Here is a 25,112-nt window from a genome sequence, read left to right as displayed (position 1 = left end):
CGCGCGGCTGCCGCCGCGGTGCTCGACCCCGAGTTGCGGGTGCTGACCATCGAGGACCTCGGCGTGCTGCGGGACGTCACCGAGGACGCGTCGACCGGCCGGGTCACCGTGACCATCACCCCGACCTACACCGGCTGCCCGGCGATGGACGTGATCCGGGCCGACATCCGGGCCGCGCTGGCCGCCGCCGGGCACCCGGAGGCCGAGGTCGTCACGGTCTTCGCCCCGGCCTGGACCACTGACTGGATCTCCGAGGCCGGCCGGGCCAAGCTGGCCGCCGCCGGCATCGCCCCGCCGGGCCCCGCCCCCGCCCACGTGATAGGCGGGGGCCCTTCTACAACAAAAAGCGATAAGCGGGGGCCCTTCCTTGTGCCCTTGGGTGTGCGCTGTCCGCACTGCGGGGACGCCGACACCGAGCAGGTCAGCCGGTTCGGCTCCACCGCCTGCAAGTCGCTGTGGCGGTGCCGGGCCTGCCGGGAACCCTTCGACCACCTGAGGGCGTTTTGAGCGTAACCATCAACCGGCCGGTCCGGCGCCGGCCGGTCTTCCACCCGCTGCCGGTCCGGGCCGTCGACCGGCTCACCTCCGACGCCGTCGCGGTCACCTTCGAGGTACCGGTCGAACTGCGGGAGACCTTCGCCTTCCAGGCCGGCCAGCACCTGACGGTACGACGCTCCGGAGTGGACGGTGTCGAGGTGCGGCGGTCGTACTCGATCTGTTCCACCCCGGCGGAGCTGGCCGGCACCGGGCGGCTCCGGATCGGGGTCCGGGAGGTGCCGGGCGGCGCCTTCTCCAGCTTCGCGGTCGGCGCGCTGCGGGCCGGCGACACCGTGCAGGTGCTGCCGCCGCTGGGACACTTCGGCAGCGCGTTCGCCCCGGATCGGGTCCGGCACTACGCGGCGGTGGTGGCCGGCTCCGGGATCACCCCGGTGCTCTCGCTCGTCGCGACCGCGCTCGCCGTCGAACCGGCCAGCACCTTCACCGTCGTGTACGGCAACCGGCACGGCCGCACGGTGATGTTCGTGGAGGAACTGGCCGACCTGAAGGACCGCTGGCCGGAACGGCTGCACCTGGTGCACGTGCTGTCCCGGGAACCGGGCGAGTCACCGCTGCTCTCCGGCCGGATCGACGCCGACCGGCTCGGCCGGCTGCTCGACACCGTCGTGCCGGCCGAGCGGATCGACGAGTGGTTCCTCTGCGGCCCGTACGGGATGGTGCTCGACGCGCGGCAGGTGTTGACCGGGCGGGGGGTGCCGGAGCGGGCCGTACACGCCGAGTTGTTCCACGTGGACGCGCCGCCCGCGCCGCCGGTCCGGCCGGCCGGTGCGGCGGAGGGCGCCGGCACCGAGGTGACGATCCGGCTGGACGGCCGGGCGTCGAGTTTCCGGATGGGCCGGGACGAGCGGGTCCTCGACGCGGCCCTGCGGGTCCGGGGCGAGCTGCCGTACGCCTGCAAGGGTGGGGTCTGCTCGACCTGCCGGGCCCGGGTGGTCAGTGGCGAGGTGTCGATGGCCCGCAACTACGCGCTGGAGCCGGACGAGCTGGCCGCCGGATACGTGCTGACCTGCCAGGCCAGCCCGGTCACCGACACGCTTGTGGTCGACTACGACGGCTGAGCGGGCCGGCGGAGTCATCTCGGCCGGAGAGCCGGCGGAGTCATCTCGGCCGGAGAGCCGGCGGAGTCATCTCGGCCGGAGAGACTGTCGAGCTGCCCCGTTCGTGCGCCCACTAGCCCTGACGGTCCTCCGGTCGGGTCAGTTCGGCGCCGGATGTTCGCCGGGACCGGGCAGCCGCACCGAGAGCACCCGGCGGTGCGTCCGGAAACCGATGTCGTCGTAGAGCCGGCGGGCCGGGTTGCGGTCCACCACCGAGAGTCCGAGGGTCGGCAGCCCTGCCGCGCGGGTGCCGTGCAGGGCGTGCACCAGCAGGGCCCGGCCGAGTCCGTTGCCCTGGGCGTGCGGCGCCACCGCGATGTTGAGGATCCAGCCGCAGACGTCCTCGGTCCACGGCACCGGGCCGGCGCAGAGCACGTGGCCGGCGCTGCGCCCGTCCGGGCCCACCACCCTGGCCGAGGCGGTCCGCAGCGGCGGGACGGGGTCGTGGCTGTCGAACATCGCCCGGATCTGCCGGGTGTCGTCGGCCTGCCACCGCCCGCCGGGATGATCCGGGCCGTACGCCGCGTCGCACGCCCGCGCCAGGTCGTCGTCCCAGCCCGGGACGGCCAGCGTCCACCCGGTGGGCAGCGTCGGTGGCTCCGGCAGCCCGGTCAGGTCGTGCCGCAGCTCGGTGGCGGCACTACGCAGTTCGAGCCCGCCCGCGACCAAGGCCCCGACCAGCCCGTCGTCCGGCGTCTCCAGGCGCAGTCCGGCGAGGTCGTGCCGGGCCTGGGCGGCGACGGCGGTCAGCGCCACCCCGGGCCACGGCCGTACGTCGGCGGCGACGCGTTGGCCGTCGTCGTCGTGCAGGCGCATCCGGGCGAGCGGGGTGCCGTCGTCGGCGCAGAGCACCGACCCGGCGGGGTTGTCGACGTCTGGGCGTACCGGCATCGGAGCACAGTAGTTCCGGCGGCCGGTGGCCGGCCACCGGATAACGGTCCCGCTTCAGGTGTGGATTCCGGTCTACCGGGCGAGGCCCCGTTCCACCAGGAGGCGCTGGAACTCCCGGCGGCCCGCCTCGTCCGTGCCGTCCTTGGGCAGCATCAACATGTGGGTACGCCCGGGGCGGACGAGCCACATCTCCGGCGTCTCCTGCACGCGTCGGACGGTCGACCAGGCGATCTCGGCGGAGACGTCCGCGGACCGGCTGGACAGCTTTTCCGCGGTGACCGTGACGGTCGTGGGTGAGTCGAGGAGCCAGCCCTGCATCCGGACCGCCAGCCAGGGCAGGCTCAGTCCCAGCACCAGCATGACGAGGCCGAGCACGATGAACACCACGCCCTGCGGATCGGCCGGATCGAGCACGGTTATCGTGACGCCACCCAGCATGATGATCAGGCAGCCGACCCAGACGACGGTCCCGTACGGCCGCATCGCCCGTCGGGTTGCCCGGACCCAGCGCCTACGGTCCGGGGACACCTGGAAGACGATCTGCACCGTTGCCTCCGAACTGGCTGGTGGCCTGCGGTCCGGCGCGGACCGGGCCGGCTGGGCGAATGAAAGATTTCTGCGCAGAGAGTTGCTAGATTGAAAGACTTATACTAATAACGGGATATGAGAAGTCTGGACCCGCGTCGTACCCCCGTCAACGCCGCACTGGCGTCCTTGGCCGCGGTCGGGATGCTGGCGGCGGTCCTGCCCGCCCCGGCCGCGACGGCCGCCGCGCCCGCACCGGACGGGTCCGCCGCCGCCGCCGACCCGTTCCCGGCGTACACCCGGTTCAACATCCCGGGCGACGACGGGACCCGGGACCGGACCATCGAGGACGAGCTGGTCCGGCTCGCCGACGGCGCACCGGCCGGCGGCTACATCCGGGGCATCATGTACAGCTGGTCCTCCCCGGTGGTGGCCGAGGCGCTGAAGCGGGCGGCGGGCCGGGGCGTGATCGTCCGGGTCGTGCTGGACGAGACCGGCGGCGGGGTGAACACCGGCACCGACAACGCCGCGATGGCGGTACTCCGCTCGGCCAACCTCGACGACCTGGTGATCTGCGGCAAGACCTCGTCCACGGTGGCCGGCTCGACCGCCTGCATCGGCAACAAGAGCAACTCGATCAACCACAACAAGGTCTTCACGTTCTCCACCAGCGGCAGCATGAAGCGGGTCGTCTTCGTCAGCTCGCAGAACCTCACCTTCACCCAGAACAACCTCTTCAACAGCGCCCTGGTCGTGCACGAGGACTACGACCTCTACGACCACTTCACGGCGTACTTCAACGACATGCGGGCGCAGCGGAAGAACAACGACTACTTCAACGCCGCCAACGGCTACTACAAGTCCCCGAACACGGCGGTCACGGTCTACCACTCGCCCCGGGCCGACAGCGACACCCTGGCGAACCGGCTGGCCGAGGTGGACGCCTACGCCAGCGGCTGCACGGTGGACGTGGCGCACGCCCAGTTCACCGACGCCCGCCCGCAGGTCGCCACCCAGTTGCGCCGGATCGGCCGGATGGGCTGCCGGGTCCGGGTCGTCTACGGCTCGATGGGCAGCACCGCGTACGCCACCCTGAACGGGCAGCCGAACGTCTCGCTGAAGAAGTACCACGACGCCGAGGCGAGCAACTACGACGGCCGGCTGGTCAGCGTGCACTCCAAGAACATCGTCATCCGGGGCACCTTCGCCGGGGTGGCCGGGCGTTCCGTCGTCTTCACCGGCTCGCACAACGTCACCGACCCGGCGCTGACCGACCACGACGAGACCCTGGTGAAGCTCGAGCACCCGACGGTCTGGAACGACTTCCACGCCAACTTCGAGACACTGTGGAGCCGGGCCAAGTGCGTCAACCCGGACAACGGCAGCTGCGCCACCTGAGCACCCCCGTCGGCGCTACTGGGCGGAGGTGGTGCGGTGCTGTGCCAGGGCGAGGGCGGTGTGCAGCAGGTCGGCGTACCGGTCCGGGTCGGCGGCGTACGCCTGGCGGGCCAGCGGGACCGCCTCCGCGCAGGCGGCTTGGGCGTCCGTGACCAGGCCGACCCGGCCGGCGATGACGCCCAGCGCCAGCAGTCGGCCGGCCAGCACCGGACGGAACTGCTCGGGGTCACCCGCGACCAGCCGCCGGGTGACCTCGACCGCCTCCCGCTGCACCGCCAGCGCCTCGGTACGGTGCCCGGTCAGCCCCCGCAGCCGCTGGCCCAGCTCGGCCAGGGTCGCCCCGAGCGGCTCGTCACCGTCGGCCGCCCGGCGGTAGAGCCCGGCCGCCTCGCGCAGCGGCGGCACCGCCTCGGCGTCCCGGTCGAGCAGCTGGAGCTGGTGCGCCAGCACGATCAGCGCGGCGGCCAGACCCCGCTCGTGCCGTACCCCGTGCTCGGCGACGAGCCGGCGGAACTCGGCCGCCGCCCGCCGGGCGGTCTTCAGGCCCCGGTCCGGCCGGCCGACCTCGCCCTGCCAGTAGGACATCTTCTGGAGCAGTTCCGCGTACTGCGGCCGGCGGCCGGGCCGGCTCCAGCTCATGGCGCGCAGCGGCCAGCGCAGGCCGGACGCCAGCGAGAGCGCCTCGGCGTACCGGCCGGCGCCGCCGAGCATGAGGGCGAGCGCGTACCGGGTCCAGAAGATCGACGTCGTGTTGCCGAGCGGTGCCCGCAGGTAACACTCCACGGCCTGCTCGAAGGCGGCGGCCGCCTCCGGGTACCTGCGCTGTGCGGCCAGCTCGACGCCGCGCCCGCGCAACGCCTCGGCCCGGACCGCCAGGTCGTCGCCGCCCCGGCGGGGTACGACCGCCAGCAGCAGCCGGCGCAGCCGTGCCCGGTGCCGGCGCAGCCGTACCCAGCGGTTGTCCGTGCTCACATCCCCGATCGTGCGTGCGGCGCGCAAGCCCGGCGGGCGTACCCTCGGGGTTGTGACGGCGAGCCGGGAAATCGACAGCATCCTGCAGCGCGGCGCGGACGGCGGGCGGATCACGCCCGAGGAGGCGTTGCTGCTCTACACCGACGCGCCGCTGCACCCGCTGGGTGAGGCGGCCGACGCGGTGCGGCGGCGGCGCTATCCGGACAACATCGTGACGTACCTGATCGACCGCAACATCAACTACACGAACGTCTGCGTGACAGCGTGCAAGTTCTGCGCCTTCTACCGGGCGCCGAAGCACCGGGAGGGCTGGACGCACCCGACCGAGGAGATCCTGCGCCGCTGCGCCGAGGCGGTCGAGCTGGGCGCCACCCAGGTGATGCTCCAGGGCGGCCACCACCCCGACTACGGCGTGGAGTACTACGAGGAGCTCTTCTCCTCGGTCAAGCGGGCGTACCCGCAGCTCGCGATCCACTCGATCGGGCCGAGCGAGATCCTGCACATGGCGAAGGTCTCCGGGGTCAGCCTGGACGAGGCGATCAGCCGGATCAAGGCGGCCGGGCTGGACTCGATCGCCGGTGCCGGCGCCGAGATGCTGCCGGAGCGGCCACGCCGGGCGATCGCCCCGCTGAAGGAGTCCGGAGCCCGCTGGCTGGAGGTGATGGAACTCGCACACCGGCAGGGCGTGGAGTCCACCGCCACCATGATGATGGGCACCGGAGAGACGAACGCCGAACGGATCGAGCACATGCGGCTGATCCGCGACGTGCAGGACCGTACCGGTGGCTTCCGGTCCTTCATCCCGTGGACGTACCAGCCGGAGAACAACCACCTCAAGGGCCGCACCCAGGCGACCACCCTGGAGTACCTGCGGCTGGTGGCGGTGGCCCGGCTCTTCTTCGACACCGTGCCGCACCTCCAGGCGTCCTGGCTGACCACCGGCAAGGAGGCGGGGCAGCTCGCCCTGCACATGGGGGTGGACGACCTCGGCTCGATCATGTTGGAGGAGAACGTCATCTCCTCGGCCGGCGCCCGGCACCGGTCGAACCTGCACGGGCTGATCTGGATGATCCGTTCCGCCGGCCGGATCCCCGCGCAGCGGGACACCCTCTACCGGCACCTGGCGGTGCACCGCACCCCGGCCGACGACCCGACCGACGACCGGGTGGTGTCGCACTTCTCCTCGGTCGCGCTGCCCGGTGGCGGCGCGGGCCGGAGCCTTCCGCTCGTCGACGCCCGCTGAACCACCCTCGTCCATTCGGTCAGCACCGGCTGGGCGAGGGGTCGGTCCTTGGCTCCGATCCGCCGGCAGAACGTCGAGCCCGCCGGATAAATGGCTTCTGACCAGGACATTCTTAAAGCCGACCGGATTCGGGCGGTCATAACGGTTGGATCAAGGGGAGCGCGACCGGGCCCGTCCGGACGATAACGTGCCGGCACAGGTAACCCGTTGATCGTCGTGGACGGGCCGGCCCGCTGGGCCGGGACGCGGCGCAGCGGCGTCGTCCTCTATCGGTCCATGAGGGCCGTTCACATAACGCACGGCATCGCGGGCGAGGTGGTCGACCACCTCGCCCGTGGTGTGTCCCGGGTCGGCACGCCCCTACCCTGCCCCGGACCGCGCGGTCCGGCCGGTGGCTGGCAGACTACTGCGGCGTGACCCGTACCCCGTCCGGCCGCCGGGCCAGCCTGGACAAGCAGCCGCACGAGGTGGCGGCGATGTTCGACGAGGTGGCCTCCCGGTATGACCTGACCAACACCGTGATCTCGTTCGGCCAGGACCGGCGGTGGCGCCGGGCCACCCTGGCCGCGCTCGAACTGCGCCCCGGTGACCGGGTACTCGACGTGGGCGCCGGCACCGGCGTCTCCACCGCCGAACTGGCCACCTCCGGGGCGTACGCGGTGGGGCTGGACCTCTCCGTCGGGATGCTCCGGGCCGGCCGGCGGCGTCGCCCCGAGGTGCCGCTGCTGGCCGGCGACGCGCTCCGGCTGCCGTTCCCGGACGAGACGTTCGACGCGGTCACCATCTCGCTGGCGCTGCGCAACGTGGTGGACACCGAGGCGGCGCTCCGGGAGATGGCCCGGGTGACCCGGCCGGGCGGCCGGCTGGTGGTCTGCGAGTTCAGCACGCCGACCAACCCGGTCTTCCGGACCGTCTACCTCTCCTACCTGATGCGGTCGCTGCCGGTGGTGGCGAGGACGGTGGCGAGCAACCCCGACGCGTACGTCTATCTGGCCGAGTCGATCCGGGCCTGGCCGGACCAGGCCGGGCTGGCCGCCCTGATCGGCCGCTCGGGATGGCACGGCGTCGGCTGGCGGAACCTGACCGGCGGGGTCGTCGCGTTGCACCGTGCGGTACGTGACTGACCCCCTGTTTCATGCGTGTTTAGTCGGTTTTGATCCTCAAAGGGGCTTTCCAGGCCGTAGGCTGCGCCCATGGCGGGGGCAGACCGGCAGGTCGACGGCGAGGATCAGCCGGCCGATGGGACACCGGGGGCCGGTGGCCCGCCGGGCGCGCGACGCCGGAACGGAGACGATCGGGACGGGGACGATCGGAACGAGGGCTCTCGGAACGAGGGTCGTCCGGCGCGCGACGCCGCCGATCCGGAGACCGAGGCGGCCGAGCTGATCGCCCAGCTCCGGGAACTCGCCGGCCCCGATCCGGTGGCGATCCGCACGGTGGTCGCCGACGTACTGGCCGCGCTCGACCGGGTCAGCGGCGGCACCCTGCGCGAACAACTGCCGTACGAGCACGAGCGCGCCCCTGACGACGTCCTGGCGCCGCCCGGAAACTACCGGTTGGATCGTCCGTCGGGTAACGGCGGCCGGCCGGAGAACGGGGGTGCGCCGACGTCGGGCGACGGGGAGCCGGTCGAGCCGCATCCGGTCGACCCGAACCCGCCGGGGCCGCATCCGGCCCGGCCGGGACCGGGGGAGCCGCAGCCCGGGTGGCCCGGTCCGGCCGACCCCCATCCGCCCGAGCCGGAACCGGCGCAGCCGCAGCCCGCCGACCCGCATCCGGTGCAGCCGCGTCCGACCGACCCGCATCCGGCCGAACCCGGACCGGTCACCCCGGGGCCGATCGAGCGCCGCCCGACCCAGCGCAGCGGCGAGGACCGGAGCTGAGCCGAGCGGAGTCTAGAGCCGGCTGGGGGAACGGGACTCCGGCTCGGGACTCCGGCTCGGGGCTCCCGCTCGGGGCTCCGGTTCGGGGCGCCGGTTCGGGGCGCCCGCGGGCGGGAGCGCCGGCGGGGCAGCTCGACAGTCTCGCCGCCACCGGTATCCCTGCGGCACCCGACAGTGCCGGCAGCCGGTGCCCGCCGGTCGTCCGGCCGGCCGCTTCCGGGCGCCGGAATCGGGCCGGAACACGTAGCTGACACCGCTACCTCGGCAACTTAGGTTCACCTAACCGGTTGCCGGCCTCCTCGCGGTCTTAGACTCCTCCCCGAACGAGGCTTGTGAAGCATTTCACGAGCGACCGGGAGGGGAGGCGCGGATGAGCACGCTCGACAGCGACGCGGACGTCATCGTCGTCGGCGCCGGACCGGGTGGATCGACAACCGCCTATCACCTGGCCCGACACGGCGTGCGCGTGCTGCTGCTGGAGAAGACCGAGTTCCCCCGGGAGAAGGTCTGCGGCGACGGGCTGACCCCACGGGCCGTGAAGCAACTCGTCAAGCTCGGCGTCGACACCTCGCCCGAGGCGGGCTGGCTGCGCAACCGGGGACTGCGGGTGATCGGCGGCGGCGTACGCCTCGAACTCGACTGGCCCGACCTGGCCAGCTTCCCCAACTACGGACTGGTGCGCACCCGGCTCGACTTCGACGACCTGCTCGCGAAGCGGGCGGTCGAGGCCGGCGCCGAGCTGCGTACCGGGATGAACGTCACCGGCCCGGTGCTCGACGGCGACGGCCGGGTGGTCGGGGTGACCGCCGAGAGCGGCCCGGAGAAGGCCCCGGCGACCTTCCGGGCCCCGCTGGTGGTGGCCGCCGACGGCGTCTCCGGACGGCTTCCGCTGGCGCTCGGGCTGAACAAGCGGGAGGACCGGCCGATCGGCGTCGCCGTCCGCCGCTACTACCGCTCGCCCGCCAAGCACGACGACGACTACCTGGAGTCGTGGCTGGAGCTGCGCAGCAAGGAGCACCCGGACAAGCTGCTGCCCGGGTACGGCTGGATCTTCGGGATGGGCGACGGCCGGGTCAACGTCGGGCTCGGCGCGCTGAACTCCTCGGCCGCGTTCGGCAAGACCAACTACCGCCGGCTGCTCGTCGACTGGCTCGCCAACACCCCGGCCGAGTGGGGGATGACCGACGAGGCCAACGCGGACGGCCCGATCCTCGGCGCAGCCCTGCCGATGGGCTTCAACCGGGTACCGCACTACACCCGGGGCGTGCTGCTGGTCGGCGACTCCGGCGGGATGGTCAACCCGTTCAACGGCGAGGGCATCGCGTACGCGATGGAGTCCGGCGAACTCGCCGCCGAGATCATGACGCAGGCGCTGGCCCGCCCGGCGGGAGCCGAGCGGGAACGCGCGCTGGCCGGCTACCCCGCCGAGCTGAAGGCCCGGTACGGCGGCTACTACCGGCTCGGCAACATCTTCGTGAAGATGATCGGCAACCCGCAGGTGATGCGGCTCGCCACCAAGCACGGGATGCCGCACCCGACCCTGATGCGGTTCGTGCTCAAGCTGCTGGCGAACCTCACCGATCCGCGCGGCGGGGACGCGATGGACCGGGTCATCAACGCGATGACGAAGGTGGCTCCGGCCGTGTGAGCCGGCGTCGGCCCCGGTGGGGGGCACCAGCGGCACCCCGGGCAGCGTCGCCCGGAGGACTGTGAATAGTGTGAATTCGGAAATTGACCGAGGGCCGGGAAGGACGAGCAGGGGAAAACGATGTCGCTCTCGCCGTACGTACCCATCATCGGGCTGTTCGCCCTCGCCGCGGGGTTCGCGCTGTTCTCCGTCGCCGCGGCGCGCTTCGCCGGCCCCCGGCGCTACAACAAAGCCAAGCTCGAGGCGTACGAGTGTGGCATCGAGCCGAGCCCGCAGCCGGTCGGCGGCGGCCGGTTCCCGATCAAGTTCTACCTGACAGCGATGCTGTTCATTATCTTCGACATCGAGATCATCTTCCTGTACCCCTGGGCGGTCAACTTCGACATGCTCGGGCTGTTCGGCTTCGTGGAGATGGTGCTGTTCATCGTCGCGGTCTTCGTCGCGTACGCCTATGTCTGGCGGCGTGGCGGCCTGGACTGGGACTGAGGGAGGTCGTTCGATGGGTATCGAGGAGAAGCTCCCGTCCGGGATCCTGCTCACGTCGGTCGAGAAGCTGGTCAACTGGTCCCGGAAGTCGTCGTTCTGGGGTGCCACCTTCGGGCTGGCCTGCTGCGCGATCGAGATGATGGCGGCCGGTGGCTCCCACTACGACCTCGGTCGCTGGGGCATGGAGGTGTTCCGTGCCTCGCCGCGGCAGGCCGACCTGATGATCGTGGCCGGCCGGGTCAGCCAGAAGATGGCCCCGGTGCTGCGCCAGATCTACGACCAGATGGCCGAGCCCCGATGGGTGCTCTCGATGGGCGTCTGCGCCAGCAGCGGCGGCATGTTCAACAACTACGCGATCGTGCAGGGCGTCGACCACGTCGTGCCGGTCGACATGTACCTGCCGGGCTGCCCGCCCCGGCCGGAGATGCTCATCGACGCGATCCTCAAGCTGCGCGAGAAGATCGGCCACGAGCCGCTCGGCCCGAACGGCCGCAAGATGCTCGAGGCCCGCCGGGCGCGCGGCGACATGCCGCTGGTGACGCCCGGTTCGATGCCGTCGTCGTACCACAACGACAAGGTGCGGCGGGCCGAGTGGACCCGGGCGGTCGCCGAGGGGCGCGAGGAGCAGCTCCGGATCGAGAACTGGATGAAGGCACAGAACCACCTGGTGGGAAGGGCTGACCGGTGAGCGAGCCCAATGGAAACCCGCCCAACAAGACCAGCGAGCAGCCCGGCGGCGGGGTGCCGGTGGCCCGGCCGCCGATCGGGGCGACCAGCGGGGCGCCGGCCGAGTTCCCGCCGGCCAGCGGGGCCGGACGCGGCATGTTCGGCATCCACGGCAGCGGCGACACCTCCGGCTTCGGCGGGCTGGTCCGGCCGCGGGTCGACGTGGTCGGCAGCCCCCGGCCGTACGGCGGCTACTTCGACGAGGTCGCCGACGCGCTGGAGGAGGCGTACCCGGGCTTCGCCGACGCGATCGAGAAGGTCGTGGTGGACCGGGGCGAGCTGACCCTGCACGTCCGGCCGGAGCGGATCGCCGAGGTCTGCCAGGTGCTCCGGGACGACCAGGCGCTCCGCTTCGAACTCTGCTCGTCGGTCTCCGGGGTCGACTACCTCGGCTCCGACGCCCGCCGGTTGCACGTCGTCTACCAGCTCACCTCGATGACCTACCGCCGGCAGCTCCGGCTGGAGGTCGCGGTGACCGCCGAGGAGCCCCGGGTGCCGAGCGTGACCTCGGTCTATCCGACGGCGGACTGGCAGGAGCGGGAGACGTACGACATGTTCGGCGTCGTCTTCGACGGCCACCCCGGGATGACCCGGATCCTGATGCCGGACGACTGGGAGGGCCACCCGCAGCGCAAGGACTACCCGCTCGGTGGCGTACCGGTCGAGTACAAGGGCGCCGAGATCCCACCGCCGGACCAGCGGAGGACGTACCAATGAGCACCTCGACGAATCCGAGCTACGCCGAGTCCCGGGAGACCACCGAGGGTCGGGTCTTCACCGTCACCGGTGGCGACTGGGACCAGGTGGTGAGCGGACACGACCCGATCAACGACGAGCGGCTCATCGTCAACATGGGTCCGCAGCACCCGTCGACGCACGGCGTGCTCCGGCTGATCCTGGAGCTGGAGGGCGAGACCGTCCGGGAGGCCCGGGCGGTGGTCGGCTATCTGCACACCGGGATCGAGAAGAACCTCGAATACCGCAACTGGGTGCAGGGCAGCACGTTCGTGACCCGGATGGACTACCTGTCGCCGCTGTTCAACGAGACGGCGTACAGCCTGGCAGTGGAGAAGCTGCTCGGCATCACCGACGAGGTGACCGAGCGGGCCACCACGATCCGGGTGCTGATGATGGAGCTGAACCGGATCTCCTCGCACCTGGTCTGGATCGCCACCACCGCGATGGAGCTGGGCGCGGTCAACGTGATGCTCTACGGCTTCCGCGAGCGGGAGTACGTGCTGGAGATCTTCGAGCTGATCACCGGCCTGCGGATGAACATGGCGTACGTCCGGCCGGGCGGGGTCGCCCAGGACATCCCGGACGAGGCGATCGTCAAGATCCGCGAGTTCCTGAAGCTGCTGCCGAAGCGGCTCAAGGAATACGAGGACATGCTCTCCGGCCAGCCGATCTGGCTGGAGCGGACCAAGGACGTCGGCGTGCTGGACGTGACCGGCTGCGTGGCGCTCGGCGTCACCGGCCCGGTGCTCCGCTCGGCGGGCCTGGCCTGGGACATCCGCAAGACCATGCCGTACTGCGGTTACGAGAACTACGAGTTCGACGTGCCGACCACGGAGAGCGCCGACGTCTGGGGCCGCTACCTGGTCCGGATGGCCGAGATGCGGGAGTCGCTCAAGCTCGTCGAGCAGGCGCTCGACAAGCTCCGCCCCGGCCCGATCATGGTGGCCGACAAGAAGATCGCCTGGCCGGCACAGCTCGCCATCGGCGTCGACGGGATGGGCAACTCGCTGGAGCACGTCGCCAAGATCATGGGCCAGTCGATGGAGTCGCTGATCCACCACTTCAAGCTGGTCACCGAGGGCTTCCGGGTGCCTCCGGGCCAGGTCTACGTCGCGATCGAGTCGCCCCGGGGCGAGCTGGGCGTGCACGCGGTCTCCGACGGGGGCACCCGGCCGTACCGGGTGCACTACCGCGAGCCCAGCTTCGTCAACCTCCAGGCGCTGCCGGCGATGGCCGAGGGCGGCCTGATCGCGGACGTGATCGCGGGCGGCGCGTCGCTGGACCCGGTGATGGGTGGGTGTGATCGCTAATGACCGAGAGTTTTGGCAACGCGGCGTCTAGGCTCGACGACCTGGTCGTCGGCTCCGAGGTGCCGGCGCAGCGCAACGGCACCGGCGGCGGCCCGACCCGCAGCGCCGACCTGCACGCGAAGCTCGACGAGCGGGCGGCGGAGATCGTCGCCCGCTACCCGGCCGACCGGTCCCGCTCGGCGCTGCTGCCGCTGCTGCACCTGGTGCAGTCCGAGGAGGGTTACGTCTCCCCGGCCGGGGTGGAGTTCTGCGCCGACGTACTCGGGCTGAACAAGGCGCAGGTCGGCGCCGTCGCCACCTTCTACACCATGTACAAGCGCCGGCCGACCGGCGACTGGCTGGTGAGCGTCTGCACCAACACCATGTGCAACGTGCTCGGCGGGCAGCAGGTCTACGACGCGCTCACCGAGCAGCTCGGGGTCGGGCACGACGAGACCACCGCCGACGGCAGGATCACCCTCGAGCACGCCGAGTGCCTGGCGGCCTGCGACTACGGCCCGGTGATGACCGTCAACTACGACTTCTTCGACCAGGTCGACCCGGACACCGCGGTCGCGCTCGTCAACGAGCTGCGCGCGGGCGGCCGCCCGCAGCCCAGCCGGGGCGGCCGGCTCTGCACCCTCAAGGAGATGTCGCTGCAACTGGCCGGCTTCGCCGACCCGCGCGCCGAGGCGGTGGCCGACGGACTGGCCGGCGACCCGACGCTGGCCGGGCTGAAGCTGGCCCAGCAGCACGGCATCTCGGTCGCCGGCTACGACCCGAACACCCCGATCAAGGGCAGCCAGACCGGTGACAAGCCGGCCCCGGCGACCACCCGGCCGGCCGCCGCCACCGGCAGCACCGCGCCGGACGTGAAGTCGCCGGACGACAAGTCGCCGCAGATCCGCACCGCCGAGACCCGGAACCCGGACGCGAAGACCGCCGTACCGGACGCGCCCGGAACGAAGACGCCGGTCGACGGCGCCCCGGCCGGACCGGGCGACGCGAAGGCCGCCGAGGCGGCCGGCGCCGCCGCGAACCAGCCGGCCAGCGACGCCAAGCCGGCCGGTGACGGCGGTACGGACGCGCAGCAGCGCTCGCTGAAGGAGGCTGGAGAGTGACCACGACGCCTCGACGGGAGACGCTGGAGAAGCTGACCCCGGTGCTCACCAAGCGCTGGCTGTCGCCGGACGCCTGGCGGCTCGACGTCTACGAGCGGCTGGACGGCTACGCGGCGCTGCGCAAGGCGCTCGGTGCCCACCCGGACGACCTGATCCAGCTCGTCAAGGACTCCGGCCTGCGCGGCCGGGGCGGCGCCGGCTTCCCGACCGGGCTCAAGTGGGGCTTCATCCCGCAGGGTGACGGCAAGCCGCACTACCTGGTGGTCAACGCCGACGAGGGCGAGCCGGGCACCTGCAAGGACCTGCCGCTGATGACCCACGACCCGCACTCGCTGGTCGAGGGCGTGATCATCGCCTCGTACGCGATCCGGGCCAACCGCGCCTACATCTACATCCGGGGCGAGGCGGTGCACGCGGCCCGCCGGCTGCGCAACGCCGTGCAGGAGGCGTACCGGGCCGGTTACCTCGGGGAGAACATCCTCGGCAGCGGCTTCGACCTGGAGCTGGTGGTGCACAGCGGGGCCGGGGCGTACATCTGCGGCGAGGAGACGGCGCTGCTGGACTCGCTGGAGGGGTTCCGGGGCCAGCCCCGGCTGCGCCCACCGTTCCCGGCGACGCACGGCCTCTACGCCTGCCCGACCGTGGTCAACAACGTCGGCACCATCGCCAGCGTGCCGTACATCGTGCTGGGCGGGGCGGCCTGGTGGAAGAGCATGGGCACGGAGAAGTCCTCCGGGCCGATGATCTACTCCCTCTCCGGCCGGATCAACAACCCGGGCCAGTACGAAGCTGGCCTCGGCATCACGCTGCGCGAGCTGATCGAGCTGGCCGGCGGCATGCAGGCCGGGCACGAGCTGCGGTTCTGGACCCCGGGCGGCTCGTCGACCCCGCTGCTCACCGCCGAGCACCTGGACGTGCCGCTGGACTTCGAGGGGGTGGCGGCGGCCGGCTCGATCCTCGGCACCACCGCGACGCAGATCTTCTCCGACCAGGACTGCCCGGTCTACGCCACCTACCGGTGGCTGGAGTTCTACCACCACGAGTCGTGCGGAAAGTGCACGCCGTGCCGGGAGGGCAACTACTGGATGGTCCGCACCTACCGGCGGATCCTCGCCGGGCAGGGCACCCACGAGGACCTGGACACCCTGCTGGACACCTGCGACAACATCCTCGGCCGCTCGTTCTGCGGCCTCGGTGACGGCGCGACCAGCCCGGTGACCTCCTCGTTGCAGTACTTCAAGCAGGACTACCTCGACTACATCGAGGGCCGGACGGCTCCGAAGCTGTCGGAGAAGACCCTGGTAGGAGCGCACTGATGGTGAGCGCGAGGAGTGAGCTTGCGAGCCCCGCAGTCGCGAACGGAAGGTGGCTCTGATGACGGACGTTGCGAAGCAGGTCGATACCGTCACGCTCACCATCGACGGCGTCGAGGTCACCGCGCCGAAGGGTGCGCTGCTGATCCGGGTCGCCGAGCAGCTCGGCATCGAGATCCCCCGGTTCTGCGACCACCCGCTGCTCGCCCCGGCCGGTGCCTGCCGGCAGTGCCTGGTCGACGTGGAGGGGCAGCGCAAGCCGGTCGCCTCCTGCACCCAGACCGTCGCCGACGGCATGGTGGTCCGCACCCAGCTCACCTCCCCGGTCGCCAAGAAGGCGCAGGAGGGGATCATGGAGCTGCTCCTGGTCAACCACCCGCTCGACTGCCCGATGTGTGACAAGGGCGGCGAGTGCCCGCTGCAGAACCAGGCGATGTCCACCGGCCGCACCGACACCCGCTTCCACGAGCCCAAGCGGGAGTACGAGAAGCCGGTGAACATCTCCAGCCAGGTCCTGCTGGACCGGGAGCGCTGCGTACTCTGCCAGCGCTGCACCCGGTTCTCCGAGGAGATCGCCGGGGACAAGTTCATCGACCTGATGGGCCGGTCCAGCGCCGAGGAGATCAACGTCTACCGGGACGAGGTCTACGGCGGCGAGGAGGGCGAGGACGGCGACGTCCCGTTCAACTCGTACTTCTCCGGTAACACGGTGCAGATCTGCCCGGTCGGCGCGCTCACCGGTGCGCAGTACCGGTTCCGGGCCCGCCCGTTCGACCTGGTCTCCACCCCGAGCGTCTGCGAGCACTGCTCGGCCGGCTGCGCCCAGCGCACCGACCACCGGCGCGGCAAGGTGATGCGCCGGCTGGCCGGCGACGACGCGGCGGTGAACGAGGAGTGGAACTGCGACAAGGGCCGCTGGGGCTTCCGGTACGCCTTCGCGAACGAGCGGATCACCTCCCCGCTGGTCCGCGACGCCAGGACCGGTGAGCTGCGCGAGGCGTCCTGGAGCGAGGCGTTCGCCGTCGCCGCCGACGGGCTGCGCGCGGCCCGGGACGCCGACTCCGGAGTCGGGGTGCTGACCGGCGGCCGGCTCACCGTCGAGGACGCGTACGCGTACGCCAAGTTCGCCCGGGTGGCGCTGAACAGCAACGACATCGACTTCCGGTCCCGTCCGCTCTCCGCCGAGGAGGCCCAGTTCCTGGCCAGTACGGTGGCCGGGGCGACCGGGGTGACCTACGCCGACGTCGAGCGGGCGCCGGCGGTGGTGATCGCCGGGCTGGAGCCGGAGGAGGAGTGCCCGATCCTCTTCCTGCGGCTGCGCAAGGCGTACAACAAGCGTGGGCTGAAGGTGCTGGCGCTGGCCCCGTTCGCGAGCCGCGGACTGGTCAAGATCGGTGCGACGGTGCTCACCGCCGCTCCCGGTGACGAGGCGAAGCTGCTGGCCGGGCACGCCTCGGTCGCCGACGCGCTGCGCCAGCCGGGTGCGGTGCTGCTGGTCGGCGAGCGGCTGGCCAGCGTGCCGGGTGGGCTCTCCGCCGCCGCCGAGCTGGCCGAGCGTACCGGCGCCAGGCTGGCCTGGGTGCCGCGCCGAGCGGGGGACCGCGGCGCGGTCGACGCCGGCTGCCTGCCCAACCTGCTGCCCGGCGGGCGTCCGGTCACCGACCCGGCCGGCCGGGCCGAGCTGGCCGGTGCCTGGGACGTGGCCGCCGGGGTCATCCCGAGCGGGCCCGGCCGGGACACCGACGGCATCCTCGCGGAGGCTGCCGAGGGCAACCTCGGCGCGCTGCTGGTGGCCGGGGTCGACCCGGCCGACCTGGCCGACCCGAGGCTGGCCGACGCGGCGCTGGAGAACGTGCCGTTCCTGGTCAGCCTGGAGCTGCGGCACAGCGCGGTGACCCGCCGCGCCGACGTGGTCTTCCCGGTCGCCCCGGTGGTGGAGAAGGCCGGCAGCTTCCTCGACTGGGAGGGCCGGCTGCGCACCTTCGACGCGGTGCTGAACACCCCGGCGATGACCGACGCCCGGGTGCTGGACGCGATCGCCGCCCAGCTCGACGTGCGGCTCGGCACCGGCGACGTGAACAGCGTCCGGCGCGAGCTGGGCTCGCTGCCGGCGACCGCGGCCAACCGGACCGCGGCTCCGGCCGTCGAGCCGGCCGCACCGGTCCGGCCCGGCCCCGGCGAGGCGATCCTCGCCACCTGGCACCAGCTCGTCGACGCCGGCACCCTGACCGAGGGCGACCCGGCACTCGGCGGCACCGCCCGGCCGCCGGTGGTCCGGCTCGGCAAGGCCGCCGCCGAGGCGCTCGGGGTGGCCGAGGGCGACCCGGTGACGGTCGGCACCGACCGGGGCGCACTGACCCTGCCGGCCGAGATCACCGACCTGCCGGACGACGTGGTCTGGCTGCCCACCAACTCGCCCGGCGCGAGTGTGCGGCGCAGCCTCGGCGTCACGTCCGGCGCGGTCGTCCGGCTCACCGCCGGTCCGGCCAGCCCGGTCGCCGCCGACGCGGCCGGCCAGCCGGGACCGCTGTTGAACAGCGCTGGAGGGGGTACCCGATGAACCTGGTCTACCTCGCCCAGGATCCGACGCTGCAGGACTTCGGCAAGGATCCGTGGTGGCTCGTCCTGATCAAGATCGTCGGGGCGTTCGTCTTCGCGGTCCTGGCGACGCTGCTCGGGGTCTGGTTCGAGCGCCGGGTGGTGGCCCGGATGGCGCAGCGTCCCGGCCTGAACCAGATCGGCCCGTTCGGTCTGCTACAGACCCTCGCCGACGGTCTCAAGATGGCCTTCAAAGAGGACATCCTGCCGAAGTCGGCCGACAAGGTGGTCTACTTCTTCGCGCCGACCATCTCGGTGATCAGCGCCGTCACCGCGTTGTCGGTGGTGCCGTTCGGCCCGATGGTGAGCATCTTCGGCGAGCGGACCCCGCTCCAGGTCACCGACGTCTCGGTGGCCGTACTCGTGCTGCTGGCCTGCTCCTCGATGGGCGTCTACGGCATCGTGCTCGGCGGCTGGGCCTCCGGCTCGACCTACCCGCTCCTCGGCGGCCTGCGGTCCACCGCCCAGATGATCTCGTACGAGGTGGCGCTCGGCCTGAGCATCGTCGCGGTCTTCATGACCGCCGGCACGATGTCGACGAGCGGCATCGTCGCGCAGCAGGCCGACGGCACCCGGCTCAACCTCTTCGGCGCGGTCGACCTGCCCGCACCGGGCTGGTACGCCATCCTGCTGCTGCCGAGCTTCGTCATCTTCTTCATCTCCACCGTCGGTGAGACCAACCGGGCGCCGTTCGACCTGCCCGAGGCCGAGTCTGAGCTGGTCGCCGGCTTCATGACCGAGTACAGCTCGCTGAAGTTCGCGCTCTTTATGCTCAGCGAGTACGTCGCGATGGTGACGATGTCGGCGGTCACCACGACGCTCTTCCTCGGCGGCTGGCGGGCACCCTGGCCGATCACCCTCTGGGAGGGCGCGAACTCCGGCTGGTGGCCGCTGCTCTGGTTCATGGGCAAGGTCATCGGCCTGGTCTTCATCTTCATCTGGCTGCGCGGCACCCTGCCCCGGCTCCGCTACGACCAGTTCATGCGGCTCGGCTGGAAGGTGCTGCTGCCGATCAACCTGGTCTGGATCCTGGTGTTGGCCGGCATCCGCACCCTCCAGAAGGAGGACCTGCCCGCCTCGTACCGCTACACGTTCATCGCGGGTGCGGTGCTTGTCGTCCTGCTGGTGACGCTGCTCTGGCCGAGCAAGAAGCAGCCGCCGCAGCGGACCCTCCAGGAGAAGGTCAACCGGCGGCCGTCCGGGAGCTTCCCGCTGCCGCCGATGGACCTGGCGGTGCCGCCGAGCCCCCGGATGCGGCGGACGGTCGCCGAGCGGGAGCCGGCGAACGTGGGCGCCGGACAGCACTCGGGCGGAGCACAGCCGGCCGGCGCCGGGCAGCCGGCGGACGCCGGTACCGGACACGACGAGAAGGAGGTGTGACGTGGGCGCGATCACCGGGTCTTTCAAGGGTTTCGGGGTCACCTTCTCGCACATGTTCAAGAAGGTCGTCACCACCGACTACCCGTTCAAGCCGCCGGTCTCCGCCCCGCGCTACCACGGGCGGCACATCCTCAACCGGCACCCGGACGGGCTGGAGAAGTGCATCGGCTGCGAGCTGTGCGCCTGGGCCTGCCCGGCCGACGCGATCTACGTCGAGGGTGGCGACAACACCGAGGACCAGCGCTTCTCGCCGGGCGAGCGGTACGCCAGCACGTACCAGATCAACTACGCCCGGTGCATCTTCTGCGGGCTCTGCATCGAGGCCTGCCCGACCCGTTCGCTGACCATGAGCAACGAGTACGAGCTGGCCCGGGACAACCGCAAGGACCTGATCTTCACCAAGGAACAGCTGCTGGCGCCGCTGCTGCCGGGGATGGAGCAGCCGCCGCACCCGATGCGGCTCGGTGACACCGAGAAGGACTACTACGTCGGCGCACTGACCAACCCCGGCACCTCGGCCGGCGCCGAGCGGGCGCCCTGGTCCGAGACCGGCACGGTCGACGGTTCCGGCGCGACGGGAGAGACGGCGTCATGACCGGACAAGCGGTGCTCGCCGCCGCCGGTGGGGTGACCGGCGGGGAACAGGTGGTCTTCTGGATCCTGGCCCCGCTCGCCCTGATCGGTGCGATCGGCATGGTCTGGGCCCGCAACGCGGTGCACTCCGCCCTGTGGCTGGTGCTCACCATGCTCTGCCTGGGCGTCTTCTACGTGATCCAGTCCGGGCCGTTCATCGGCCTGGTGCAGATCATCGTCTACACCGGCGCGATCATGATGCTCTTCCTGTTCGTGCTGATGCTCGTCGGCCGGGACGCGTCGGACTCGCTGATCGAGACGCTGCGCGGGCAGCGGGTCGCGGCGATCCTGCTCGGCCTCGGCTTCGGCGCCCTGCTCGCCACCGGGATGTGGCGGGCGCTCGGCCAGGCCGACGCGGTCGGGCTGGAGCAGGCCAACGCGAACGGCAACGTGCAGGGCATCGCCGCGCTGCTCTTCACGAAGTACGTCTTCGCCTTCGAGATCACCTCGGCGCTGCTGATCACGGCGGCGGTCGGTGCGATGGTGCTGGCGCACGTCGAGCGGCGCCGGCAGGACCGGATGGACCAGATCGCCACCATGAAGGCCCGGTTCCGTCCCGGCAACTACCCGGGACCGAAGCCCGGCCCCGGCGTGTACGCCACCTCGTCCTCGGTCGCCACCCCGGCCCGGCTGCCCGACGGCGGCCTGACCGAGCGGAGCGTGCCGCGGATCCTGCCGCAGCGCGAACTCTCCGCCGAGGAGACGGCGCTGAAGGGGACGGAGAAATAAGATGTCGGACTTCCTGTCGGTCTCGCCGAACCACTACCTGATCCTCGCCTGCCTGCTCTTCACCATCGGCGCGGTCGGGGTGCTGATCCGGCGCAACGCGATCGTCCTCTTCATGTGCATCGAGCTGATGCTCAACGCGGCGAACCTCGCGCTCGTCACGTTCAGCCGGATCAACGGCGACCTGAACGGTCAGATCATGGCGTTCTTCGTCATGGTTGTGGCCGCCGCCGAGGTCGTGGTCGGGCTGGCGATCATCATGACGATCTTCCGTACGCGGCGCTCGGCGAGCGTCGACGACGCCAACCTGTTGAAGTACTAAGAGGGGCCCATCAGTGGAACATTCTGTGGAGTACGCCCACGCCACGGGGTTGCTGGGCAGCGTGTGGCTGCTGGTGGCCATCCCGCTGGTCAGCGCGGCCATCCTCCTGCTGCTCGGCCGGCGTGCCGACCGGTGGGGGCACTGGCTCGGCGTGGCCAGCGTCGGCGCCATCTTCGGGCTCGGCCTGTCCTACTTCTTCGCGCTGCGGGGCCTGGCGAACCGCTCGGTCGAGCTGAGTCTCTGGGACTTCATCGCGGTCGGGGACCTGCGGGTCGACTTCGGACTGCTCTTCGACCCGCTGGCCGCGGTCTTCGTACTGCTGATCACCGGCGTGGGCTTCCTGATCCACGTGTACGCGGTCGGCTACATGGCGCACGACGCCGGCCGGCGGAAGTTCTTCGGGTTCTTCAACCTGTTCGTCGCGGCGATGCTGCTGCTGGTGCTCGGCAACAACTACGTGATGCTCTACGTCGGCTGGGAGGGCGTCGGTCTGGCGTCGTACCTGCTGATCTCGTTCTGGCAGGACCGGCCGAGCGCGGCCACCGCCGGCAAGAAGGCGTTCCTGATGAACCGGGTCGGTGACGCCGGCCTGGCGATCGCGATCTTCATCATGTTCGCCACCCTGGGCAGCACGCAGTACGCCGACGTCTTCAACGGCGCCGGCCAGCTCGCCGGCGGTACGGTGCTGGTGCTCGGCCTGCTGCTGCTGCTCGGCGCCGCCGGCAAGTCCGGCCAGTTCCCGCTCCAGGCGTGGCTGCCGGACGCGATGGAGGGCCCGACCCCGGTCTCCGCGCTGATCCACGCCGCCACGATGGTGACCGCCGGCGTCTACCTGATCGCCCGGTCCAACCCGATCTTCTCGCTCGACCCGACGCTCCAGACGGTCGTGGTCAGCGTCGGCGCGCTCACCCTGCTGATGGGCTGCGTCATCGGCGCCGCCAAGGACGACATCAAGCGGGTGCTCGCCTGGTCGACGGTGAGCCAGATCGGCTACATGTTCCTCGGCGTCGGTCTCGGCGGCGGGGCGTACGCGCTGGCCATCATCCACCTGCTGGCGCACGGCTTCTTCAAGGCCAACATGTTCCTCGGGGCCGGCTCGGTGATGCACGGCATGTCCGACCAGGTGGACATCCGCCGGTTCGGCGGGCTGGCGAAGTACATGAAGATCACCTGGATCACCTTCGGGCTCGGCTGGCTGGCGATCATCGGCATGTGGCCGTTCTCCGGCTTCTTCACCAAGGAGCCGATCATCGTCGAGGCGTTCGCCCGGGACGACTGGACCGCCTGGCTCTACGGCGGTGCGGCCCTGCTCGGCGCCGGACTGACCGCCTTCTACATGACCCGGCTCTTCGTGCTCACCTTCCACGGGCCGAAGCGGTGGACCGAGGACATCGACCACCCGCACGAGTCTCCGCTGGTCATGACCGTTCCGCTGATCCTGCTCGGCATCGGCTCGGTGGTCGCCGGTGGGCTGATGGCGACCCCGGTCGCCAGCTGGCTGACCCCGGTGCTCGGACACGGCGAACACCACGAGCCGGTGCTCTCGCACACCGTGATCACCGTGCTCTCGCTCGGCCTGACCGTGCTCGGCGCCGGCCTGGCCTGGCTGCTGTTCCGCAACGGCACCGCCCTGCAGGAGCAGCCGGCCGGGCCGGTGGTCCGGGCGGCCCGGCGCAACCTCTACACCGACGCCTTCAACGAGGCGGTCTTCGAGAAGCCGGGCGTCTTCCTCACCCGGGCACTTGTCTTCCTGGACAACCGGGGCATCGACGGGCTGGTCAACGCGCTCGCCGCCGGGGTCGGCGGCGGATCCGGCCGGCTGCGCCGGCTACAGACCGGCTTCGTCCGGTCGTACGCGACGTCCATCCTCACCGGCGCCGTGCTGGTCGTGGCGGCGTTCCTGGCGGTCCAACTGGGGTGGTTGGCGTGACCGACCGCAACCCACCGGCCGCCGTACCGTACCGGCCGGGCGACCTCGACCGATCGGGCACCCACGACGGAGGTAAGGCCGAATAATGTCCGACTTCCCCTTCCTCTCGGTGCTCACCGTCGCGCCGCTGGTCGGTGCGCTGGTGGTGGTCTTCCTGCCGGCCAGCCGGGGCGAGCTGGCCAAGCGGATCGCGCTCGGCTGGTCGCTCGGCGTACTCGTGCTCAGCGTCCTCATGTGGGTCGCCTTCTCCGCCGGCGGCGACCGGTTCCAGTTCCGCGAGTCGTACTCGTGGATCCCGCGCTGGGGGGTGAACTTCACCTTCGCCGCCGACGGCATCGCGCTTGTCATGCTGATGCTCATCGCCCTGCTCGTCCCGCTGGTGATCCTCGCCTCCTGGCACGACGCGGAGAAGTCGAAGCGGTCCGTGCCGGTCTACTTCGCGCTGCTGCTCTTCCTCGAGTGCACGATGATCGGCGTCTTCGCCGCCGCCGACGTCTTCCTCTTCTACGTGTTCTTCGAGGTAATGCTCGTCCCGATGTACTTCCTGATCGGCAGCTACGGCGGCCACCAGCGGCAGTACGCGGCGGTGAAGTTCTTCCTCTACTCGCTGGTCGGCGGCCTCTTCATGCTGGCCGCGGTGATCGGGCTCTGGGTGGTCGGCGGCAAGACCTTCGACTGGCAGGCGCTTACCCAGGTGGACATCTCCACCGGCACCGAGCGCTGGCTCTTCCTCGGCTTCTTCCTCGCCTTCGCGATCAAGGCGCCGTTCTTCCCGTTCCACACCTGGCTGCCGGACGCCGGTGGTGCCGCGCCGGCCGGGGCCGCCGCACTGCTGGTCGGGGTACTCGACAAGGTCGGCACCTTCGGCATCCTGCGGTACTGCCTGCCGCTCTTCCCCGAGGCGTCGAAGTGGTTCGCCCCGTACGCCATCGCGCTGGCGCTGATCGGGATCATCTACGCCGCCCTGCTGGCGGTCGGGCAGAACGACCTCAAGCGGCTGGTCTCCTACACCTCGATCGCGCACTTCGGCTTCATCGGGGTCGGGCTCTTCGCCTTCACCACCCAGGCCGGCACCGGTGCGGTGCTCTACATGGTCAACCACGGCCTCGCCACCGGCCTGCTCTTCCTGGTCGTCGGGATGCTCGTCGCCCGGCGCGGCTCCGCGCTGATCACCGACTTCGGTGGCGCCGGCAAGCTGGTGCCGCTGCTCGCCGGGGTGTTCTTCTTCGCCGGTCTCGCCTCGCTGGCGCTGCCCGGCACGGCGCCGTTCATCTCCGAGTTCCTGGTGCTTATCGGCACCTACACGGTGAACAAGCCGGTCGCGATCATCGCCACCGTCGGGATCATCCTGGCCGCCGCGTACGTGCTCTGGATGATCCAGCGGACCACCCAGGGCACGCTCAACCCGGCGCTGTCCGGGGTGGAGGGGATGCGCCGGGACCTGTCGGTGCGGGAGAAGGTCGTGGTCGCCCCGCTGATCGCGTTGCTGCTGCTGCTCGGCTTCTATCCCAAGCCGGTCACCGACGTCATCAACCCCGCCGTCCAGGCCACCATGGAACAGGACCTCGGCAAGCAGGACCCGGCGCCGACGGTGGGCACCGTCCAGGAGGCACACCGGTGAGCCGGCTGCCAGTC

23 protein-coding genes are annotated in these 25,112 nt (G+C 71.2%); 20 read left to right on the top strand and 3 right to left on the bottom strand.

The window, feature by feature from the left end:
- Nucleotides 1–18 precede the first annotated feature (18 nt).
- Together paaD and paaE are read left to right on the top strand one after the other, a co-directional pair.
- Nucleotides 19–507 (top strand): 1,2-phenylacetyl-CoA epoxidase subunit PaaD, encoded by a 489-nt coding sequence (gene paaD / locus O7626_RS32325; protein ID WP_278066418.1) that lies wholly within the window; start codon nt 19–21, stop codon nt 505–507.
- Nucleotides 504–1,616, top strand: a complete 1,113-nt coding sequence (gene paaE / locus O7626_RS32320; RefSeq protein ID WP_278064791.1) for a 1,2-phenylacetyl-CoA epoxidase subunit PaaE — start codon at nt 504–506, stop codon at nt 1,614–1,616. Before paaD ends, paaE begins: the two co-directional genes overlap by 4 nt.
- A gap of 138 nt (nt 1,617–1,754) precedes the next feature.
- On the opposite strand, the gene O7626_RS32315 is transcribed toward paaE, so the two are convergent.
- Together O7626_RS32315 and O7626_RS32310 are read right to left on the bottom strand one after the other, a co-directional pair.
- The gene (locus O7626_RS32315) at nt 1,755–2,546 is read right to left on the bottom strand and encodes a GNAT family N-acetyltransferase (protein ID WP_278064790.1); all 792 of its coding nucleotides are present in this window, start codon (nt 2,544–2,546) and stop codon (nt 1,755–1,757) included.
- Nucleotides 2,547–2,618: 72 nt separating this feature from the next.
- Nucleotides 2,619–3,092 (bottom strand): YcxB family protein, encoded by a 474-nt coding sequence (locus O7626_RS32310; protein ID WP_278064789.1) that lies wholly within the window; start codon nt 3,090–3,092, stop codon nt 2,619–2,621.
- Nucleotides 3,093–3,209: 117 nt separating this feature from the next.
- Here O7626_RS32310 and O7626_RS32305 point away from each other — a divergent pair, with 117 nt between their 5' ends.
- Nucleotides 3,210–4,469, top strand: a complete 1,260-nt coding sequence (locus O7626_RS32305) for a phospholipase D-like domain-containing protein (RefSeq protein WP_278064788.1) — start codon at nt 3,210–3,212, stop codon at nt 4,467–4,469.
- A 15-nt stretch (nt 4,470–4,484) separates the two neighbouring features.
- Here the strand turns inward: O7626_RS32305 and O7626_RS32300 are convergent, their stop codons facing one another.
- Nucleotides 4,485–5,441 (bottom strand): tetratricopeptide repeat protein, encoded by a 957-nt coding sequence (locus tag O7626_RS32300; protein WP_278064787.1) that lies wholly within the window; start codon nt 5,439–5,441, stop codon nt 4,485–4,487.
- 52 nt (nt 5,442–5,493) lie between these two features.
- Here O7626_RS32300 and mqnC point away from each other — a divergent pair, with 52 nt between their 5' ends.
- The 17 genes from mqnC (at nt 5,494) to O7626_RS32215 (ending at nt 25,098) form a co-directional block, all read left to right on the top strand.
- Complete coding sequence (gene mqnC / locus O7626_RS32295) at nt 5,494–6,684, top strand: cyclic dehypoxanthinyl futalosine synthase (RefSeq protein WP_278064786.1); 1,191 nt, start codon at nt 5,494–5,496, stop codon at nt 6,682–6,684.
- Between the two features lie 413 nt (nt 6,685–7,097).
- Nucleotides 7,098–7,808 carry a demethylmenaquinone methyltransferase gene (locus tag O7626_RS32290; protein ID WP_278064785.1) on the top strand — a complete coding sequence of 237 codons (711 nt, stop codon included), beginning with the start codon at nt 7,098–7,100 and terminating at the stop codon, nt 7,806–7,808.
- A gap of 69 nt (nt 7,809–7,877) precedes the next feature.
- Nucleotides 7,878–8,567: a hypothetical protein gene (locus tag O7626_RS32285; RefSeq protein ID WP_278064784.1), complete on the top strand. Its 690-nt coding sequence runs from the start codon at nt 7,878–7,880 to the stop codon at nt 8,565–8,567.
- Nucleotides 8,568–8,937: 370 nt separating this feature from the next.
- Complete coding sequence (locus O7626_RS32280; protein WP_278064783.1) at nt 8,938–10,215, top strand: geranylgeranyl reductase family protein; 1,278 nt, start codon at nt 8,938–8,940, stop codon at nt 10,213–10,215.
- A 120-nt stretch (nt 10,216–10,335) separates the two neighbouring features.
- On the top strand, nt 10,336–10,701 hold the full coding sequence (locus tag O7626_RS32275; RefSeq protein WP_278064782.1) for an NADH-quinone oxidoreductase subunit A: 366 nt from the start codon (nt 10,336–10,338) through the stop codon (nt 10,699–10,701).
- A 13-nt stretch (nt 10,702–10,714) separates the two neighbouring features.
- A complete protein-coding gene (locus tag O7626_RS32270; RefSeq protein WP_278064781.1) occupies nt 10,715–11,389 on the top strand; it encodes an NADH-quinone oxidoreductase subunit B in 675 nt (224 codons plus the stop codon).
- Nucleotides 11,386–12,144, top strand: coding sequence for an NADH-quinone oxidoreductase subunit C (locus O7626_RS32265; RefSeq protein WP_278064780.1), 759 nt, complete (start codon nt 11,386–11,388; stop codon nt 12,142–12,144). The genes O7626_RS32270 and O7626_RS32265 overlap by 4 nt, the downstream gene beginning before the upstream one ends.
- Nucleotides 12,141–13,475 (top strand): NADH-quinone oxidoreductase subunit D, encoded by a 1,335-nt coding sequence (locus O7626_RS32260; protein ID WP_278064779.1) that lies wholly within the window; start codon nt 12,141–12,143, stop codon nt 13,473–13,475. The genes O7626_RS32265 and O7626_RS32260 overlap by 4 nt, the downstream gene beginning before the upstream one ends.
- Nucleotides 13,475–14,575, top strand: a complete 1,101-nt coding sequence (nuoE, locus tag O7626_RS32255) for an NADH-quinone oxidoreductase subunit NuoE (RefSeq protein ID WP_278064778.1) — start codon at nt 13,475–13,477, stop codon at nt 14,573–14,575. The genes O7626_RS32260 and nuoE overlap by 1 nt, the downstream gene beginning before the upstream one ends.
- Nucleotides 14,572–15,891 carry an NADH-quinone oxidoreductase subunit NuoF gene (gene nuoF / locus O7626_RS32250; protein WP_278064777.1) on the top strand — a complete coding sequence of 440 codons (1,320 nt, stop codon included), beginning with the start codon at nt 14,572–14,574 and terminating at the stop codon, nt 15,889–15,891. The genes nuoE and nuoF overlap by 4 nt, the downstream gene beginning before the upstream one ends.
- Nucleotides 15,892–15,949: 58 nt before the next feature.
- Nucleotides 15,950–18,448 carry an NADH-quinone oxidoreductase subunit G gene (locus O7626_RS32245; protein WP_278064776.1) on the top strand — a complete coding sequence of 833 codons (2,499 nt, stop codon included), beginning with the start codon at nt 15,950–15,952 and terminating at the stop codon, nt 18,446–18,448.
- A 2-nt stretch (nt 18,449–18,450) separates the two neighbouring features.
- A complete protein-coding gene (nuoH, locus tag O7626_RS32240; RefSeq protein WP_278066417.1) occupies nt 18,451–19,866 on the top strand; it encodes an NADH-quinone oxidoreductase subunit NuoH in 1,416 nt (471 codons plus the stop codon).
- A 1-nt stretch (nt 19,867) separates the two neighbouring features.
- Nucleotides 19,868–20,461 (top strand): NADH-quinone oxidoreductase subunit NuoI, encoded by a 594-nt coding sequence (nuoI, locus tag O7626_RS32235; protein WP_347404820.1) that lies wholly within the window; start codon nt 19,868–19,870, stop codon nt 20,459–20,461.
- Nucleotides 20,458–21,228, top strand: coding sequence for an NADH-quinone oxidoreductase subunit J (locus tag O7626_RS32230; protein ID WP_278064775.1), 771 nt, complete (start codon nt 20,458–20,460; stop codon nt 21,226–21,228). Before nuoI ends, O7626_RS32230 begins: the two co-directional genes overlap by 4 nt.
- 1 nt (nt 21,229) lies before the next feature.
- A complete protein-coding gene (gene nuoK / locus O7626_RS32225) occupies nt 21,230–21,547 on the top strand; it encodes an NADH-quinone oxidoreductase subunit NuoK (protein ID WP_278064774.1) in 318 nt (105 codons plus the stop codon).
- Between the two features lie 13 nt (nt 21,548–21,560).
- Nucleotides 21,561–23,477 carry an NADH-quinone oxidoreductase subunit L gene (nuoL, locus tag O7626_RS32220; protein WP_278064773.1) on the top strand — a complete coding sequence of 639 codons (1,917 nt, stop codon included), beginning with the start codon at nt 21,561–21,563 and terminating at the stop codon, nt 23,475–23,477.
- A gap of 85 nt (nt 23,478–23,562) precedes the next feature.
- The gene (locus tag O7626_RS32215; protein WP_278064772.1) at nt 23,563–25,098 is read left to right on the top strand and encodes an NADH-quinone oxidoreductase subunit M; all 1,536 of its coding nucleotides are present in this window, start codon (nt 23,563–23,565) and stop codon (nt 25,096–25,098) included.
- Nucleotides 25,099–25,112: the final 14 nt, after the last annotated feature.

This window comes from Micromonospora sp. WMMD1102, assembly GCF_029626265.1.
GTDB lineage: Bacteria > Actinomycetota > Actinomycetes > Mycobacteriales > Micromonosporaceae > Plantactinospora.
The sequence above is the reverse complement of the archived record's forward strand: the minus strand, read 5'-3'. Positions and strand labels throughout refer to the sequence as shown.

Bases quoted from the DNA above. Each gene is read 5' to 3' on its own strand.
- O7626_RS32315 (WP_278064790.1), bottom strand. From the start codon at position 2,546: ATGCCGGTACGCCCAGACGTCGACAACCCCGCCGGGTCGGTGCTCTGC.
- O7626_RS32305 (WP_278064788.1), top strand. From the start codon at position 3,210: ATGAGAAGTCTGGACCCGCGTCGTACCCCCGTCAACGCCGCACTGGCG.
- O7626_RS32285 (WP_278064784.1), top strand. From the start codon at position 7,878: ATGGCGGGGGCAGACCGGCAGGTCGACGGCGAGGATCAGCCGGCCGAT.
- O7626_RS32280 (WP_278064783.1), top strand. From the start codon at position 8,938: ATGAGCACGCTCGACAGCGACGCGGACGTCATCGTCGTCGGCGCCGGA.
- O7626_RS32275 (WP_278064782.1), top strand. From the start codon at position 10,336: ATGTCGCTCTCGCCGTACGTACCCATCATCGGGCTGTTCGCCCTCGCC.
- O7626_RS32270 (WP_278064781.1), top strand. From the start codon at position 10,715: ATGGGTATCGAGGAGAAGCTCCCGTCCGGGATCCTGCTCACGTCGGTC.
- O7626_RS32260 (WP_278064779.1), top strand. From the start codon at position 12,141: ATGAGCACCTCGACGAATCCGAGCTACGCCGAGTCCCGGGAGACCACC.
- nuoE (WP_278064778.1), top strand. From the start codon at position 13,475: ATGACCGAGAGTTTTGGCAACGCGGCGTCTAGGCTCGACGACCTGGTC.
- O7626_RS32245 (WP_278064776.1), top strand. From the start codon at position 15,950: ATGACGGACGTTGCGAAGCAGGTCGATACCGTCACGCTCACCATCGAC.
- O7626_RS32230 (WP_278064775.1), top strand. From the start codon at position 20,458: ATGACCGGACAAGCGGTGCTCGCCGCCGCCGGTGGGGTGACCGGCGGG.
- nuoK (WP_278064774.1), top strand. From the start codon at position 21,230: ATGTCGGACTTCCTGTCGGTCTCGCCGAACCACTACCTGATCCTCGCC.
- O7626_RS32215 (WP_278064772.1), top strand. From the start codon at position 23,563: ATGTCCGACTTCCCCTTCCTCTCGGTGCTCACCGTCGCGCCGCTGGTC.